This window comes from Evansella sp. AB-P1 (assembly GCF_029688925.1).
In the GTDB taxonomy this organism is placed as follows: domain Bacteria; phylum Bacillota; class Bacilli; order Bacillales; family Salisediminibacteriaceae; genus Evansella.
This window is the reverse complement of sequence record NZ_JARUKY010000003.1, coordinates 128,165-147,273: the sequence shown is the minus strand read 5'-3', so window position 1 is coordinate 147,273 and position 19,109 is coordinate 128,165. Positions and strand designations below refer to the sequence as shown.

Sequence of the window (19,109 nt, the reverse complement as noted above, 5' to 3'; positions counted from 1 at the left end):
TGTCAAATTGTAAGTTAATTGGAGTGAGGATAGTGTCAAAAAAAACATTTAAAGTTAATGGAATTGAGGTTTCTCCACTTGAATATTTATCAATTGCAGCAACGAAAGATGTAGCTTTTCATTTTAGTGAAGCAGGAGAAGATATTAATGTAATAAAATTATTTAATAAAAAAACAAATGGTTTTTATATAGATGTTGGTGCGTTTCGACCTAAAAAGTATTCAAACACTTATTTGCTACACCTGTTATATGGGTGGAACGGAATAAATGTTGATGCTTCAACCGAAGCTATTGAATTATTTAAAAATGATCGTCCTAACGATATAAATATTCAAGCAGCTATTGGTGATGAAAAGCGAGAAGCAACTTATTATAAATTCAAGGAAAAAACTATCAATACCATTTCAGAAGATAATCTTAAAAGACAACTCGATAGAGGGAAAGAGATAATTGGAGAAGAAATAATTAATGTACGAACATTAGAAAGTATTTTCTCTGAATATGTTGGTGAAGGAAAGGAAATAGATTTATTAAATGTTGATATCGAAGGAGAAGACTTAAAAGCTTTAAAGTCAAATGATTGGAATAAATATCGTCCATTAATGATTCTAATTGAAGATTATTCCTTAAAGTCTGATGGTATTGGAAATAGTGATATCTATACTTATTTAAATGGGGTTGGGTATAAACTTTGTTCCCATACTTTCCAAACCTCGATCTATGTTTCAAATGAATTTCAACAGAACCTTTCGAATACACCGAATAACACTAGTTTAGAAAGAGAAAATTTCTATGTAGATTCCAACACGATTGATGATAGAGCTTTGTCTTTAGTTAAAGCTCACCCAGAGTGGAATAGAAATTCCAAACAAATAAAAAAAATTAAAAATCAATTAGATGAAAGTATAGAAGAAAACCTTGTATGTAAAGCTGAAATAAGGCATTTGGAAAATAAAAATAATAAGGATAATAGCCTGTATGAATCAAGAATGGAAAGTTTTAAATTAGAATTAGAAAAAATGCACCAACAGATACTTGATATAACAAATGATAAAGAAAGTATTGAACGGAAGTATAACTCAATCATTGAAAGTCGATCATGGCGTATATTAACACCATTTCGAAACATGATAGACTTTATCAAATACAAATTAGGATTAAAGAGAGAATCAAATACTAAGACAGCTGTAAAAGTTGCTAATAATGAACAGAAGGCAACAAAGAAAAAACATAACAAAAAAATGAGAGTGTATATCCTAGAAAAAAAGCTATGGGGTGGATTTTCAACCTATGCTTTAAAGGATTTAAATAAAATAAAGCATTCGGAAGATAGCTCAACTCAAGAAAAATGTAAAGCAGCTTGGGCGTTGATGCGATGGACATATGCAAATGGAGATTTTAAAGGTGCGTTAGACAATATTGATTATATTAATCAGTTGGACCCTGAGAAAAAGGATAGCTTAGGGAGAATTATAGTTAAGGTGAAGTGTTTAATGCAACTGAATAAAATGGATGAGGCAAAAAGTATCTTACAACAGACAATTGATGAAAAGGGGTATGTTGCAGATCTTTGTTTAGGTATGGCCAATACGACTAAAGACGATAATAATAAATTAAAGTGGATCAATACTATTTTTCATAATACAGGTTATGCTCCTGTCATTAAAAAGAACGAACATGAACCGTTAACTTTAAGTAACATTACGACGGTATTATCAAAAAAAAATCAAGAAATACCAAGTATGAATGACCAAATAAAAAAGGTTTCTGTTATTATTCCTGCATATAACGCGGAAGATATGATCGGTATTACACTAGAAGGACTTCTTGCACAGTCATGGAGAAATATTGAGATAGTTATCGTTGACGATTGCAGTACGGACAATACATGTGATGTTATTTCGTCTTATGCAGAAAAGGATAAAAGAGTAAAATTGTTCAAGAAGGAAAATAATGAAGGGGCATATGCAGCTCGTAATACTGCTCTTCAACACGTTACTGGTGATTTTATCACTATACATGATAGTGATGATTGGTCACACCCTCAAAAAATAGAAAGTCAAGTTAGAGCTTTAATTAATGCACCTGATTGTGTCGCAGTAGTATCCTATTGGAGTCGTGTTTTAGAAGATATGACATTTATGGGGCCGTGGTTCCCTAAAGGAACGTATTTCGAGAGGAATTTATCGTCCTTACTATTTAATAGAAGTGTAATCACTAAAATTGGGGGATGGGATGAAGTACGTGTAACTGGTGATACAGAGTTTTTATGGCGTATACAATCGGTATATGGAAAAGAATCTGTTTTAACCCATGAACCAAATGTTCCATTATCGTTTTCATTAACAAGTGAGACTTCCTTGACTCGTTCTAAAGCAACCCATGTTAGAACAGTTAAGTTTGGATTAAGAAGAGTCTATAGAGAGGGTGCTAATTGGTGGCATACAAATAGTCCACCATCAAAACTTTATATTGATCCAAAGGATCATGGTAGAAAATTCCCAGCACCTATTATTATGTATCATTCTCGTCCAGATGAAAGGAATTATGATGTTATATTTGTATCAGATTTTTCGTATGAAGACGAATATTTTGAATCAACGTTTTATTCAATTAAGGGTGCGTTAACTATTTTAGGAAAAAAAGTTGGTATCATTCATTGGCCGAGATATGATCTCACTCAAGATGAACAACTAAGTCAAAGAATTTATCAATTAGCAAATGATGAAAATTTAGATATAATTGTCCCTGGTGAAGAAGTTTCTTCGGATTTAGTTGTTGTTGGAAATCCTTTAATTTTAAAGTATAAAATAGATGATTCTCCAATAATTAAAACGGAAAAAGTTGAAGTTATTTTAAGGAAATCTAGAGAATCGTTTGAAAAAGAAAATGTCACTTTTAATACTATGATTGCAAATGAGAATCTTAGGTCTGTCTTTGGACACGAGGGCCAATGGCTAACATCTTCTTCATTGGATAAAGAAAAGGTATAGTATGAAAGTTTATCTTTCCTTGAAGTTATACCAAGACCATCATAACGATGAAAAAGCTTTTTTAGTTCCCTTTTGATTTTAGGAGGATGTTAGTCATGATAAAAAAAATATTGAAATTTTTGTACCATAAGTTAAAAGATAATTTTTTTATAAGAAAAGTAATTGAGTTTCTTGCATGGATGGAAAGTAAGAGCAGTACAAGATTAAAAGAACGCATATCAAAAAAACTTTCCCCAAAACATAAAGACATAATTAAAAAGATATTATCCCCCTCAAAGGGGCATTCCAAGCTTCGTTTACAAAAAATGCGGCATCGCCTTTATAGTATCGGTTTTGTCGATAGGCAATTAAAAGAATTGGAATCATTCATCAAAGAAACGAAAAATGACGACTTAAAGAAATTGGCTACTTGGGAATTGGTTTTATGGTATTCTAGTCAAAATAATAAGGAAAGTGCTGCAAAATGTGTAGATCTTTTATCAACTGAATTATCAGGCAAGCATAAACCAATAAACTTGTATGAAACAAAAATAATCGAGGCTGAAAATTATATACGATTAAATAATTATAAAGAAGCGAAGAAAGCTATATCAAAAGGATTAGAAGGTGAAAGGCAGGGGGATCTCTACCTTGCTGCATCTAACGTAGAATCTGATATTAATGAACAACAAAAATATATTAATCATTGTTTGAAACTGTATGGGTTAGTCGAAATAAATATCAATTCTTCAAAGGATAAACTTCCTTTTTACTCAATTTCTAATCATATGGGTAATGATCAAAGAGATGATGATTCTCATAAAGTATCCATTATTGTACCCGTTAATAATGCTGAATCATATTTAAGAAACACATTAGACTCTATTATTCATCAAACTTGGAGAAATTTCGAAGCGATTATAATAGATGACGGGAGTACTGACAACACTGCAAATATTGTAGAGGATTATATTAGGAAAGATAGTAGATTTAAACTAATAAGTTTGTCTGAAATGGCGGGGCAATATGAAGCACGAAATCATGGATTAAAGATTTCAAATGGTGATTTTGTGACTGTATTCAACTCCAATGAATGGGCACATCCTCAAAAATTAGAAAAACAAATAGATCAGCTCATTTCCAATCAAGATATTCTTGGGAATACTTCTCAAAATGTTTGGACAGATAATTATCTCCATTTCTTCCGTCAAAAAAATGAAAGCAAATATACAGTAACAAATACTACCTCTTTTATGTTTCGACTTGAACATGTTAAGAATGCTATAGGTTATTGGGATACTGTCAACTACTGTGGAGATATTGAATTTATTCAAAGAGTTAAAAAAGTATTTGGAGAATCTTCAGTAAAGGAATTAGAAATTGGTCCACTTACGTTAAAAAAAATAGAAAATGACTATTATAATGATTATAATTTTGCAGGATCAAATCAATTTTATATTGGGGCTCAAAAAGAATATGTTGAAAGTTATACTCATTTTCATTTAAAATCAGATTCGTTGTATTATAGTTTTGGCAATAAGGAAAGAATATTTCCAGTTCCTAATACCTTACTTACTAAAGTAAACAAGAGAAGGCATTTTGACGTTATTATTGCATCAGACTTCAGGCTTGTTGGCGGTAGTACAATGTCAAATATTGAAGAAATTAAAGCCCATAAAAAAATTGGTGTAGAAACTGGACTAATTCAGATAAGTCGTTATGATGTAGATCCTACAAAAGAGGTAAATGATAAGGTTAGAGATCAAATTGATGGAGATAAAGTAAATATGTTAGTTTATGGAGAAAAAGTGTCTTGTGATCTTTTAATAGTGAGATACCCTCCAATTCTTCAAGAATGGCAAAAGTTCATTCCTGACGTAAAGACAAATAACATTCGAATTATCATTAATCAACCACCGATGAGTGATTATGGCCCAAATGCTGTTTTGCGATACAATTTAAAGCAAAGTCAACAAAATGTAATCAACTACTTTGGTAAAGAGGGTGTATGGCATCCAATTGGTCCGTTAGTAAGAGAGGCCCTGCATGAGCATCATGAAAGAGATTTACCGTTAATTAATCTTTCAAAAGAGGATTGGTCTAATATTATTGACCTTGATGAATGGAAACGTAGTAAAAGACGTGAAAAAAGCGCTAAAATAAGGATTGGTAGACATTCAAGAGATCATGAAGTGAAATGGCCAGAACGTAAAAATGATTTTCTTTCAATATACCCAGATTCAGAAGAATTTCAGATTTACATCCTTGGTGGAGCAGTAACCCCAAGGAGAATCGTTGGTCGCACTCCAAATAATTGGTGCGTTTATGAGTTTGGAGAATTACACCCTAAAGAATTTCTAGCTGAATTAGATGTATTCGTTTACTATACACACTCAGATTGGGTTGAATCATTTGGACGAGTAATTATAGAAGCGATGGCTGTAGGTGTTCCAGTGGTTTTACCACATAGTTATAGTGACTTATTCGAAGAAGCGGCTATTTATGCAGAAATACATGAAGTAAAAGATAAAATTTTGATGCTTATGAACGATCCTCAAATGTATGATAATCAAGTTCAAAGAGCATTTGAATATGTGGAATCTAAATTTGGTTATAAGATGCACGCAACAAGATTAAAAAAGTACGGCCAAATGGAAAAGATAACAATATTTTAGAAAGAAATTTTTCTCCTCCTTGGAATTCTCCAAGGAGGTATTTTTTCTTTCAAATACATTTAATATTTTGCTGAATTTTGTAGAACATCCCTATTTACATAAGCCTAATTATCTACTATTATCAAAGTTGTACAATTTAATAGATTTGAAGATTTGATTAAGTTAAATAAGAAGAAGGGGGAATATATGAAAAAACTTGTTATTAGTTTATTGTTATTTTCTAGTATTTTTCCTCATAGTGTATTTTCTGAGGGATCTAATTCTGGAGTAGAGGATGAACATAATGAAGAAGTAGTTCTTTCAGCTGAAGAAGTGGATTTAGAAGATATTGAGTATGAATATGAGGAAGAATTAAGGTCAGAAAAAGCGTTTGAGAATGAGGAAGAAGATCATTCTCGTATTGACGAAAAATCCAATACCGAATCAACTACTTTTAGTGAAGAGATGATGGCAACTTTTCAAGTCTCCAGCAGTAATAGTGAAGTAAGAGATGCAGATTCATGGATTCAATACGCGGCCTCTTTAAATACGGCTTCTAAAAGATTAGAGGAGTATATAAAAGGTTATGATGTATACCCGAATGATGAGAGATTCAAATCAGGTATCAATCAAAGTGCGAATTCATTACTTCACTGGGCAATAGGTCAACATGATGAAGGTAATTTTGAAACGGCAATTGAAAGGTATGAAACCATCCTTTCTGCTCCTGCCTTGACTCAAAGTATTAAGCAGAAAGCAGAATCAAGATTAGTTGAGGCGAAACAAGGTAAAAGACCAGCAGATATTCTCTATACCCTAGCGAGAAATGGCTCCACAGCATCAGAAAGACTAGCATTGTATAGTGAGGGATATAGATTTTACCCGAATGATAGTCGTTTTGAAAGTGGTATTAATTCCAGTGCTAATTCTTTACTAAGTTGGGCAAAAGGTCAGCATGATGCTGGTAACTTTGAGACAGCAATTGAACGATATGAAACAATCTTGTCAGCACCAACGTTATCCCAAGGGATAACGCAGGAGACTGAATCTAAATTAAGTGCTGCAAAACAAGGTAAAAGGTCAGCGAATGTTCTATATGCTCAAGCAAAGAATGGCTCTACAGCATCAGAAAGACTAGCATTGTATAGTGAGGGATATAGATTTTACCCGAATGATAGTCGTTTTGAAAGTGGTATTAATTCCAGTGCTAATTCTTTACTAAGTTGGGCAAAAGGTCAGCATGATGCCGGTAACTTTGAGACAGCAATTGAACGATATGAAACTATTCTATCAGCTCCTGCTTTGATTCAAAGTACTAAGCAGGAAACAGAATCAAGGTTAGCTGATGCGAAGCAAGGTAAAAGACCAGCGAATGTTCTCTACAACCTAGCAAGAAACGGTTCTACAGCATCAGAAAGACTAACTTTGTATAGTGAAGGTAATAAATTTTATCCAAATGATAGTCGTTTTACAACAGGTTTAAATAATAGTGCACAATCTTTGTTAAATTGGGCTACTAAAAGACATGATGAAGGCGAATATACTACTGCAATTGAACGTTACAAATTTATCCTTTCTGCTCCTGTGTTATCTAATAGTATTAAACAGGAAACAGTATATAAATTAGAACAAGCGGAACAAGAACTGAGAACGCCTGATGGATTGTATGATTTAGCTCAAAGTCAGTCTACAGCATCAGAAAGGTTAGCACTATTTATTGAAGGTAATGAAGAATTTCCAAATGATAACCGTTTTGTGTCGGGGATAAATTCTAGTGCTCGTTCATTATTAGATTGGGCTACTAGGCAGCATAATAATAGTCAGTTTGAAACTGCAATTGAACGATATATAACTATTTTAGCTGTTTCTCAATTGGATGATATGCTGAAACGGGAGACTGAAGTAAAACTCGTTTATGCAGAGCAAGGTAAACGAATTCCAACGTCAAACGAGCTATTTACAAAAGCTAATAATCAATCAACAGCCTCTAATAGATTACCAGTTTTTATTGAGGGATACATTTTGTACCCATCTGATAAACGGTTTGAAAATGGAATAAACGCTACAGCACAATCTTTATTAAATTGGTCAGTAGACCAGCATCGTTTAGGAAATTTTGAAACAGTAATCGATAGGTATAGTACAATTATTGGTTCATTTGGAGTTCAAAATAGTATTAAAGCAGATGCTAGACATTATTTATCTTTAGCAGAAAAAGGGTTAACACCTAGTAATGAGCTAATTGAATTTACGGAATATAATACTTCTCTGTCAGATGCATTAAATGTACAGATGGGAATTAGAAACCCGCCACCACAAACGGACAAATATAGAAATGCAAATGTCTTTATTCATAGTTCGTTAATAGATATTGAAGAACGTGGTGTTATTACAGGGGATCCAGTCAACTTACGAAAAGAGCCTAATTTAACTAGTGATTTTGTACAAGTGAGTAGGGGAACTTCAGTAATCATTGAAGATGAAGTGACAGGTTCGGAATGGAATGGGAGTAATAAGTGGTATAAAATTAAGCACAATGGTGAAACGCGATATGTTCATACTAACTTAGCTGATGTAAAGGAAGTTGCATTTGTAAAAAGTACAGCAAATATTCGTAAGCATGCAACTACTAATAGTCATTCGTTTGGTTCTGTTAGTGCTAATACGGAGTTAGAAGTAGTGAGGCGACTTGAAGGATCAAGTGTCGGAAATGATGGGCATATTTGGTATGAACTTAAATTTAACCGTACTTGGAGAAATGCTCCGGAAGCTGATGTATTACAAAGTCTAGATCCTGACAATAATAATAGGTTTCAACACCTGGTCCTTTCTGAAAGTGTTGGTGTGCCAGTTAACCAATTAAACAGTATGGTTGCAGGAAGAGGGATATTAGACGGCCTTGGGAAAGCATTTAGTGATGGTGCTAAACAACATTCAGTTAATGAAGTTTACTTAATCGCACATGCTATTCTTGAAACAGCTCACGGTACATCAACGTTAGCTAAGGGAGTTTATGTAGATGCTAATGGAAATCCAATTCGAAATAGTAACGGAAGCCTAGTTACAGATTCATCTAAACTTCCAAGTGATGCTGTGAAGGTATATAACATGTTTGGTATCGCTGCATTTGATAATAGCCCACTAAACGGTGGTGCACGTTATGCGTTCCAGCAAGGTTGGACTACCCCGGAAAAGGCAGTCATTGGTGGTGCAAAATGGATATCTGATAGGTACGTTAATAAATCTTCTAATCCGCAAAATACTATTTATAAAATGAGATGGAATCCAGCAAGTGCAGGTACAAACCAATATGCAACGGATATTGGTTGGGCAACAAAGCAGGCTGTGAGAATGGAGCAACTCTACGATCAAATTGAAATCTTTCCAATGCTCCATTTTGATATTCCAGTGTATAAGTAAGTAAAAAATATAAAAGAATGTGTACCAAATTCTTTGGTGCACATTCTTTTTTTTGTTCGAAGTTTAAAAGACCAAGAGTTACAAATGTGCAAACTCCATTACTTTAACAATTCTTCACATCAAAAAAGAATAACATTAAATACCATAGTTGGCATGAATATAGAGATTGAAAAGAGTTCTCTTTTAGATGATACTATATTAGTAGTTTAAAAGACTTACAATTATTTGGGAGGTAGATAGATGAAAACGAATAAACTATGTATTCTTATGTTATCATTGGTTACCTGTATACATCTAATTTTTCCTATATATACGGTAGGTGCAGCACAAGAAAACTTCCTTCAAGTGGAAGAGAAAAATACGACTAATGACATTGTGTCAAAAATTACAAGTGTTAATGATACCTTTACTCTAGATGAAGAACAGAGTAGTGGTAATAATATAGATAGTAATATACCGAAAATAATCGAAGAAGAAACTATTGAAGAGACTAGTGATGTTTTTGAAAAAGATAAACAATTAGAAAAAGGAATAGAAGAAAAGTTTCTGCAAAATAAATTGTCTGAAATAGATAATAATGAAGAGAAATTTATTGTTTTATTTAAAAATAAAGCAAACAAAGAGTTAATTCTTCAATCAAAAGGAAATATTTATCATGAGTATAAAAATTTACCGGCAATGGCTATTTCCATACCTAGCCAAGCAATCCATGCCTTAAAAAATAATCCTAATGTCATTGCAGTTGAAAGTATTGAATTATTTGATAAGCAAAGTCAGATAGTAGATTGGGGTATTGAACGACTGGAAGCGCAGAAGGCATGGAGTAATGGATTTACTGGAAAGGGAATAAAGGTTGCGGTTATTGATAGTGGGATAGATACTACTCATCCAGACTTAAATGTCGTTGGGTGCTTTAGTGCAACAAATGCACCAACATGTGAAGACGATGATGGCCATGGGACACACGTAGCAGGAATTATTGGAGCGATAGACAATGATTTCGGTGTAGTAGGTGTAGCACCAGAGGTTGATATTTATGCTGCCCGCGTAAGTACCATAAAAGGTGAAATTTGGTCTTCTGATGTTTTAGCAGGTATTGATTGGGCAATCTCACAAGGTGTTGACATTATTAACATTAGCCTAGGATCAAATAGTTATTCATCTGCAATAGATCATGCAATCACAAAAGCATATAACGAAGGGATATTAATTGTTGCAGCAGCTGGGAATGACAACCATGGTAGTGTAAGCTTTCCAGCGGCACACCCAAATGTTATTGCTGTTTCTGCAACGGATAGTAATAATAGAATAACCGAATTTTCAAACATAGGTACTGAAATTGAATTAAGTGCGCCTGGTGTTTCCATTCATTCAACATTTTTACGTAATTCCTACGCTACTCATAGTGGGACAAGTATGGCTACCCCTCATGTTACTGGTGTTATTGCTTTATTATTAGAGGCGAAACCAACTTTAAATAATATTGAAATTAGAAAATTACTTCTGGAAACAGCATTAGATCTTGGATTACCGGGTAAAGATCAATACTTTGGATACGGCTTAGTTCAAGCACCATCTTATCTTTTATCCGATTCACAGGACTCTATTTCAATGGACATACCGTTAGAGGAACCAGATGAATCTGTTCATTTAAAAACTGCTGATGAATGGTTTGAATTTGCGATGTCACAAAGTAATTCATCAGATCGATTATTAGCTTATAGTGAGGGCTATCTTTTATATCCTAATGATGATCGTTTTGAAAAAGGTATTAATGATAGTGCCCGTTCATTATTAAGATGGGCAGGTGAACAACACAATTTTGGGCGCTATGATACGGCGCTAGACAGATATCAAAGGATTTTAAATGCTCCTATATTAAATGATGCTGTGAAACGTGATACTGAGGTTAAGTTAGGGTATGCAGAATTAAATAGAAATATCCCTACAGCAGATGACCTTAATAATACTGCAAGAAAACAAAGTACATCTTCAGAGAGATTAGTTTTTTATATTGAAGGTTATAACCTGTATCCTCAAGATACTCGATTTGCAGCTGGTATTAATTCCAGTTCACAGTCATTATTAAGATGGGCAAAAGGGCAACATAAAGATGGACACTTTAATATAGCAATTGATAGATATGAAGCAATTCTTCTAGCTCCAGAATTGTTGACAAGTATAACGAAGGAAACTAAATTTAATCTGTATCATGCCGAATCTAGAAAACGTACACCAGATATGTACTTTGATATCGCAATTAGCCAATCTTCCTCATCTCCTCGGTTAGAGGTATTTATGGAAGCTTTTGAGTTGTATCCGGAAGACAAGCGGTTTGATGCAGGAATTAATTCAAGTGCACGGTCTCTTCTTAGATGGACAACAAGTCAGCATCAAGCGGGGAATTTAAATACAGCAATAGATCGTTATGAAACGCTTTTAAATGTTCCTACATTATCTGAGGAGACATTGCATGAAACAAAGATAAAACTTGATTATGCTCTTGCTGGGAAAACGTTACCAACAGCAAAGGATATATACCATTTGGCAAAACAACAGTCAACGTCTTCTGATAGACTATCTAAATTTATAGAAGGCTATTCCTTGTATCCTAATGATGACCGTTTTGAAACAGGAATTAATAATAGTGGCCGTTCTCTTTTAAACTGGGCTATTCAACAACATAATGATGGAAGGTATGAGACAGCCATCGATCGTTATGAGATTATATTATTATCTCCAGTGTTACACAGAGATATAATGAAAGAAACTAAAAGAAAGCTAGAAGAGGCAAAGGAAGGTAAAAGACCAGCAGATGTCATTTTTGAATTAGCGAAGCAACAACCAACATCATCTGCTAGGCTAGCATTATATATTGAAGGTCACGAATTTTATCCATATGATAGCAGGTTTGAAGTGGGTATTAATTCAAGTGCTCAATCATTATTAAGTTGGGCAAAAGAACAACACCAAAAAGAGAATTTTAGCACTGCAATTGATAGATACCATGTAATTATTAACGGGATTGGTGTTAATAATAATATTAAAGAAGAAGTAAAAAGTTTATTGTCTTTAGCTGAATTGGGACTAATTCCTGGAAGAGAGGTTATCACCTACACGACTTATAACTTAACTTTGTCAGAAGCGCAAGCAAGACAGAGTCAGTTAAATCCACCACCACAAACAGATTTATACAGAAATGAGCCAGGATTTATTCATAGTAGTTTTGTTGATATCGTTAATCGTGGTGTTACGAATGTAAACAGTGTTAGGCTAAGAACTTCACCAAACTTATCTGATTCAAGTATAGCTGTAACCGTTGCACAGGGAACCACCTTTACGATTCTGAGGGAAGTGAAAGGTGACACGTGGAGTAGCAGTGATACTTGGTTTAGAATTAGTTATCTTGGACAAACCTTATATGTTCATAAAGATTTAGTAGATGTTACAAAAATAGCGGTAGTAACTGAACCTACAAATGTAAGAGAAGTAGCCAGTACAAATAGCCATAGCTATGGCCGAGTAAGTAAGGGGTCAGAGTGGAATTTATTAGAAGAAGTTACCGGTGGCAGTATTAGTGGTAATAATAATTGGATTAAAATTCGCTATTCCACGTGGAGAAATGCAAAGCCTGATCATTTTATAAATTATTTAGATCCTAATCAAAATGACAGATTTCAGCACTTAGTATTAGATAAAAGTACTGGAGTATCTGCTGTTCAACTGAATAATGTACTATCAGGAAAAGGTATTCTTCAAGGACTTGGTCAAGCGTTTATAACTGCAGGTGAGAGGCATTCTATAAATGAAGTCTATTTAATAAGTCACGCTTTATTAGAAACTGGAAATGGAACTTCTCCATTAGCAACTGGAATGCAAGTGAATGGAAGGACAGTCTACAACATGTATGGTATTGGCGCCTTTGATAGCTGCCCATATACGTGTGGAGCTCAATATGCATACGATCAAGGGTGGTTTACTCCAAATGCTGCTATTATTGGAGGAGCACAGTTCATAGCAAATAGTTATCTAAAAAGAGGTCAGAATACCCTATATAAAATGAGGTGGAACCATAAGTATTTGAACTCTTGGCATGGCCATTCTCAATATGCGACAGACATGGGGTGGGCAGTAAAGCAACTCCCTAGAATAAAAGCCTTATATGATCAGTTAGAAAATCCAATTCTATATTTTGATATTGTAAAATATAAGAAATAAAATAATAAAATACAGTGTGCTATTTAACAGGTACACTGTATTTTGCATTGAAATGAAAAATACTAAACACTTTTAATTCATACTTCTATATTTTGACAAAAACATTTTTACGTCATCGTCAATTGTTCAACATTTATCTTTTAATATTATTCAATGTATTAATTATGTAGTAAAAATGCAAGATAGATGAAATAGATATGTCCAATAATGAAATATATTATAACAAATTAAGAAAAATGCTACACTACTCCTAACTGTTACTTTTAAGAGTGGATATTCCAATAAATTCATATTATAATATTATGTGGACTAATAACTCTCAATAAATTAAAAATATTATTTTATGAATAAGAAAGGGAGAAAAGCATGCAAGTAAAAAAGGCAATTATACCTGCAGCAGGATTAGGAACAAGGTTTTTACCTGCAACAAAAGCACAACCGAAGGAAATGTTACCAATAGTTGATAAACCAACTATTCAATATATTATAGAAGAAGCTATTGAATCAGGTATTGAGGAGATACTTGTTGTAACTGGTAGAGGAAAACGCGCCATTGAGGATCATTTCGATAAGTCCTTTGAATTAGAAGAAACGTTAGAAAAGAAGAATAAAACGAAGCTTTTAGAAGAAGTACAAGCAATCTCTAGCATGGCAAATATCCATTATATACGTCAAAAAGAAGCAAAAGGATTAGGACATGCCATATGGTGTGCCCGCCAATTTATAGGAAATGAACCTTTTGCTGTATTATTAGGAGACGATATTGTTCAATCTGACACACCATGCTTAAAACAACTTATTGATGTATATGAAAGATACCATTCTTCTGTCATAGGTGTTCAAGCTGTTCCTGATGAGGACGTTTCTAAATATGGAATTGTTTCTCCAAAGGGAGCAAAGATAGAGGATAATGTTATTCATGCAGATACTTTTGTGGAAAAACCAGCATTAGAGGATGCACCGTCTAACTATGCTATTATGGGGAGATATGTATTAAGGCCTGAAATATTTGATATATTAGAAACATTACCTCCAGGAGCTGGGAATGAAATTCAGCTGACAGATGCGATCAAAGTATTAAATCAATCTCAAGTTGTGTTAGCGTACAACTTTAATGGAATTCGCTATGACGTGGGAGATAAGTTTGGTTTTATAAAAGCAACGGTAGATTTTGCTCTCCAAAGAGAGGATCTTTCTAATGATGTTGCACAGTATATTAAAGATATATATGAAAATGGATTAAAATAATTGAAAAAAGTTAAATTAAATTATAATTATTGAAACAAAATGGTTTAATAAACGTCTAATAGGTAGAGTTCGTTTATTTTCCATTCCAACGAACTCCTCTAAATGTTAAGAAATACATTTAGGGGTTTTCTTTATGGAATTATTAATTCTTTCCATAAAAAAAAATTAGTTTCCATAGACAAGATTCTTTAGTATAATTAATGATTGATATTCACAATTTTATATACTAAGTAACATTTGTTTTACTACAACAGCTAAGGCTTCTTTGCAGTTATAAAAAAATCTCATGTTGCTATACTAATAAGGGAGATGTTTAAAGATGCCTAATATGACCGAATTAAGAAATCATAAATTTATCATCATTGTCGTTGATTTGCTATGTATTTTAGCAGCATATGTTGGCGCATTTTATATAAGATATTTGGATTTCCCACAGCGAAACTGGGATTCATTTATGGCTCTATTACCATGGATTCTTTTAATTGGTTTATTTTTCATTACGGTTTACGAACTGTATGCATTAGATCGTAAAAATACTATTTGGGACATAAATGTGAAAATATTTGTAGCTGTTACCTTCATGGCATTTTTAACTATGTCAGCTTCTTACTTGTTCCGTGAGTTTGCTATGCCACGTTCTGTTATTTTAATTGCCTATTTCTTCATGATTATTCTATTAGTTTTATGGAAGCTAACGTACCTTAAGCTAACTAGAGGAAATGTGGTTGGGAAAGTATTATTGATTGGTGATGATGAAAGCACTCAACGTGTTATTGGAAAAATAAAACACCCTATGCTTAAAGGTACTCGTGTTAAACATATACAACCTACTACCTCAATGGACAAAATAAATCATCATATAAAACAAGTTGATTTTGTCTTGTTAACAACAAATATGAGTAAAGAAAAGAAAGCAGAAATTATTTATCATGCCATGGAAAATAACAAATTAGTCTATGTTATACCATCTTTGTACGAGTTACTTTTACAACGATCCAATGTAAGTCCATTAGATGATACGCTTGTTATGTCTGTGAAGCCATTTGGATTAACTTGGGACCAAGTAATGCTGAAGCGTTTATTCGATATTGTTTCTTCAGCAGTTATACTAATATTAATTTCACCATTACTTCTTGTTGTATCATTGCTTATTAAGCTAGAGGACTCAAAAGGAAGTGTTGTTTATAAGCAGGAAAGATACGGAAAGGATAACAAACCTTTTACTATTTATAAATTCCGTTCCATGATTGAAGGGGCTGAGAAAAGTACTGGTCCAGTATTAGCAACAGAAAACGATGCCCGAATTACGAAGGTTGGAAAGTTTATTCGTTCCACACGGTTAGACGAATTGCCACAGTTATTTAATGTATTAAAAGGAGACATGTCGTTAGTAGGGCCAAGACCTGAACGTGGATTCTTTATTAAACAATTATCGAAGGAATATTATCACTATGGGTACCGAAATAGTGTGCAGCCTGGAATAACAGGCTATGCTCAAATTATGGGTAAATATAGTACAGAAGTAGATGATAAGCTTCGTTTTGATTTGTATTACATTCGAAATTATAGCTTTTGGTTAGATATCGTTATCTTGTTAAAGACCTTTATTGTTTTATTTGATAAGACAAAGGCAGAAGGTACTGCTACGAATGAAAGTAAGAAGAATGTTCAATCAAAAGAAAAATCTTCAAAACGAAAGGCAAAAATGGGTTTATATTAGAACATATTGTAGAATATATAAGGATAAGTTACAAATAAAACTCGGCAACCGCCGAGTTTTATTTGCAAATAATAATCTATAACTACATAACCTAAATTTAGAAATAAAAGTGAGGATTCATGAAATGGAAAAAATACTAGTGACGGGGGGAGCTGGCTTTATTGGTTCCCACGTAGTGGATCGATTAATTAAAAAAGGGAAAAAGGTAATTGTTGTAGATAATTTAAGCTCAGGTAATGAAGAGAATATCAATAATAGCAATAATGTGAGATTTTTTCAAATTGATATAACTGATAGTGAAAACCTGAAAGCTCTTTTCGTTCAACATAAAGATATTGAAGGTGTGATACATTTAGCAGCCCAAAGTAAAGTAACTCCTTCTGTAGAGAACCCTTTAGAAGATGCCACAATCAATATAAACGGTACAATTAATTTATTGGACTTAAGCAACAAACATGGTGTGAAAAACTTTGTATATGCATCCTCTGCTGCTGTTTATGGTCATACAGAAACTTTACCGATTCAGGAGGAAACGCCTGCTTCCCCTTTATCACCATACGGCGTATCTAAATATGCTGGAGAAGAGTATGTGAAAGCATATGGTCGGTTATATGGTATGAATGTTTCTGCATTGCGCTTTGCTAACGTCTACGGCCCAAGACAAACAGCTTCTACTGAAGCAGGTGTTATTACCATCTTCATTGAACAGTTGTTGAGAAAGGAACAACCAGTTATATATGGTGATGGAGAACAAACGAGAGATTTTATCTATGTGGATGATGTTGTAAGTGCTGTTATTTCTTGTTTAATTAATGATGGACCATCAACTCACAATCCGGCTTTTAATGTCAGTACAGGTGAGGAAACAAGTATAAATCAATTATTAACTGTTTTATGTGATGTTTTTAATATTGATTTTAATCCTAACTATGAAGCTGAAAGACCTGGTGATATTAAATATAGCTATTTGAGTAATGAGAAGCTCACATCAAAGTATCAGTGGTCACCAAAGACACAGCTAGGAGAAGGATTAAAAAATACAGTGGATTATTATCAATTCAAATAATTAAATTGAGATTAAGAAAAATTAGCATATTTATTTCTTATTTTCTGTTAGACAATTAATTTAGTCTAGGAAAATTATTAATCATAATTAAATATTCCCATTAATAACAAGTACATTAGAAAACCTGTGTTCAGATTGATGAGCTTAGGTCTTTTATTCATAAATTCAAAGTGATAACTTATAATAATTATGGAGACAATGATTAACAATATGCATATAAGGGAAATGTAATAATTGAAAATTTTATTATGCTCTAAAGTAAGAAGTTTTAGTGCTGTTAAAATTTCAAAAGAGTTCCTATTTGTTACGACTTTCCTAAAGGAGTATGTAGTATTATGGTAATTCTATATGTTTGTTGACATATAAAGTCACATTTTATATGCTTACAAACAGGATAAAATACAGAATAATGAGGGGAAATGATGAATACTCGAAGCGATAAACATGTACCTAAACATAAGAAAAAAAAGAAAATATATAGAGTGTTGCTTTATATTGGTCTTGCTTTTCTAATTGTTGGCTTGTCCTATGGAAGTTATGTTGGTTTTAAATTTTACCAAGCACTTAATCAAATTCAGGATTTGGACTATTCGCAAGAGCATCAAATAGACAGTGACCTAGATGAAAGAGATTTTGATAGGAATGAGGATATCAATACTGGACCTGGTTCTTCAACGGAAGAAATAGAGAAGCTTGTTCGAGAGGGAAATACTATGTCTGTTCTCATTGCCGGTGTGGATAGTGAGCACGGGCAATTTGTAGGAAGATCGGATGTCCTTATGGTAGCAGCCATTGATTTAGATAGCCAGGAATCTACTTTGTTGTCCATTCCGAGGGACACGTATGTAGAAATTGCAGGAACTGGGGAATATGATAAAATAAACCACGCATTTGCAAGGGATGTAAACACCTCTGTTAAAACTGTTGAGAATTACTTGAATATCCCCATTGATCATTACGTAGCTGTCAATTTTACAGGCTTTGAAACCTTCATTGATTTTTTAGGTGGGATTGAATTAGATGTAGAACGGACAATTTATCATAATTTGCATCCGGACCGTATTTATTTGTACCCAGGATTGCAACGAGTGAATGGGGAAAATGCTTTACAATATGTTCGCTTTAGAGCAGATAATGAAGGGGACTTCGGCAGGAATCGCAGACAGCAACAGGTTATAAAGGAAGTCATTGATCAAACAACCAGCATTCGTACAGTAACAAGGTTGCCAGAAGTATTAGATATTATGGGTAATAATATAAGGACCAGTATGAATACGCGAACGATGTTTGACTTAACGAGAAACCTTTCTTCCTTGACTGGGGATAACGTTGAAACACTACGTTTAACTGGTGATGGCAAAATGTTGAACGGAGTATATTACGTAGATGTAGCGGAAGAGGATCATTTAAAGGTAGTTAACGATCTTCAGGACCGATTAAACATAGAATATAAAACTGTAAAAAGGGAATTGGAAAGTTAATAAATTCCCTAAAATAAAGAAATGGAAGCATCTACTGAAAAAATTTAGGATACTTTTGAATAGTAACCTTCTTGATAATGCAATAATACTTGGATTATCAAGAAGGTTTTTTAGTGTAGAAATATAGAAAAAAGCCATATACCTTTGTTTCTAATATACATATAATCGCTTGGAATTTTACACAAAAGAGAATATATATTGTGAGGCTCATTATCCCATCTAAAAACTACCATGGATCGAATCGATTGAAGCAAGTGTAACTACAAACGATTCAGGTTTTTTGTCTGCTTATAAATAGACCAATTACAAATGAACAGTTAATGTATCCTA

8 protein-coding genes are annotated in these 19,109 nt (G+C 33.4%); all 8 read left to right on the top strand.

The window, feature by feature from the left end; translation table 11 throughout:
* Nucleotides 1-32 precede the first annotated feature (32 nt).
* A complete protein-coding gene (locus QA612_RS04285; RefSeq protein WP_278282527.1) occupies nt 33-2,993 on the top strand; it encodes a glycosyltransferase in 2,961 nt (986 codons plus the stop codon).
* A 95-nt stretch (nt 2,994-3,088) separates the two neighbouring features.
* On the top strand, nt 3,089-5,647 hold the full coding sequence (locus QA612_RS04280; RefSeq protein ID WP_278282526.1) for a glycosyltransferase: 2,559 nt from the start codon (nt 3,089-3,091) through the stop codon (nt 5,645-5,647).
* 186 nt (nt 5,648-5,833) lie between these two features.
* Nucleotides 5,834-9,046, top strand: a complete 3,213-nt coding sequence (locus QA612_RS04275; protein WP_278282525.1) for an N-acetylglucosaminidase — start codon at nt 5,834-5,836, stop codon at nt 9,044-9,046.
* 240 nt (nt 9,047-9,286) lie between these two features.
* A complete protein-coding gene (locus tag QA612_RS04270) occupies nt 9,287-13,264 on the top strand; it encodes a S8 family serine peptidase (protein WP_278282524.1) in 3,978 nt (1,325 codons plus the stop codon).
* A gap of 366 nt (nt 13,265-13,630) precedes the next feature.
* Nucleotides 13,631-14,512 carry a UTP--glucose-1-phosphate uridylyltransferase GalU gene (gene galU, locus QA612_RS04265; protein ID WP_278282523.1) on the top strand — a complete coding sequence of 294 codons (882 nt, stop codon included), beginning with the start codon at nt 13,631-13,633 and terminating at the stop codon, nt 14,510-14,512.
* Nucleotides 14,513-14,831: 319 nt separating this feature from the next.
* A complete protein-coding gene (locus tag QA612_RS04260) occupies nt 14,832-16,232 on the top strand; it encodes a sugar transferase (RefSeq protein ID WP_278282522.1) in 1,401 nt (466 codons plus the stop codon).
* Between the two features lie 124 nt (nt 16,233-16,356).
* Nucleotides 16,357-17,298, top strand: coding sequence for an SDR family NAD(P)-dependent oxidoreductase (locus QA612_RS04255; protein WP_278282521.1), 942 nt, complete (start codon nt 16,357-16,359; stop codon nt 17,296-17,298).
* Nucleotides 17,299-17,720: 422 nt separating this feature from the next.
* The gene (locus QA612_RS04250) at nt 17,721-18,779 is read left to right on the top strand and encodes an LCP family protein (protein WP_278282520.1); all 1,059 of its coding nucleotides are present in this window, start codon (nt 17,721-17,723) and stop codon (nt 18,777-18,779) included.
* The last annotated feature ends 330 nt before the right edge of the window (nt 18,780-19,109 follow it).

Bases quoted from the DNA above. Each gene is read 5' to 3' on its own strand.
- QA612_RS04275 (WP_278282525.1), top strand. From the start codon at position 5,834: ATGAAAAAACTTGTTATTAGTTTATTGTTATTTTCTAGTATTTTTCCT.
- galU (WP_278282523.1), top strand. From the start codon at position 13,631: ATGCAAGTAAAAAAGGCAATTATACCTGCAGCAGGATTAGGAACAAGG.
- QA612_RS04270 (WP_278282524.1), top strand. From the start codon at position 9,287: ATGAAAACGAATAAACTATGTATTCTTATGTTATCATTGGTTACCTGT.
- QA612_RS04280 (WP_278282526.1), top strand. From the start codon at position 3,089: ATGATAAAAAAAATATTGAAATTTTTGTACCATAAGTTAAAAGATAAT.
- QA612_RS04260 (WP_278282522.1), top strand. From the start codon at position 14,832: ATGCCTAATATGACCGAATTAAGAAATCATAAATTTATCATCATTGTC.
- QA612_RS04250 (WP_278282520.1), top strand. From the start codon at position 17,721: ATGAATACTCGAAGCGATAAACATGTACCTAAACATAAGAAAAAAAAG.
- QA612_RS04255 (WP_278282521.1), top strand. From the start codon at position 16,357: ATGGAAAAAATACTAGTGACGGGGGGAGCTGGCTTTATTGGTTCCCAC.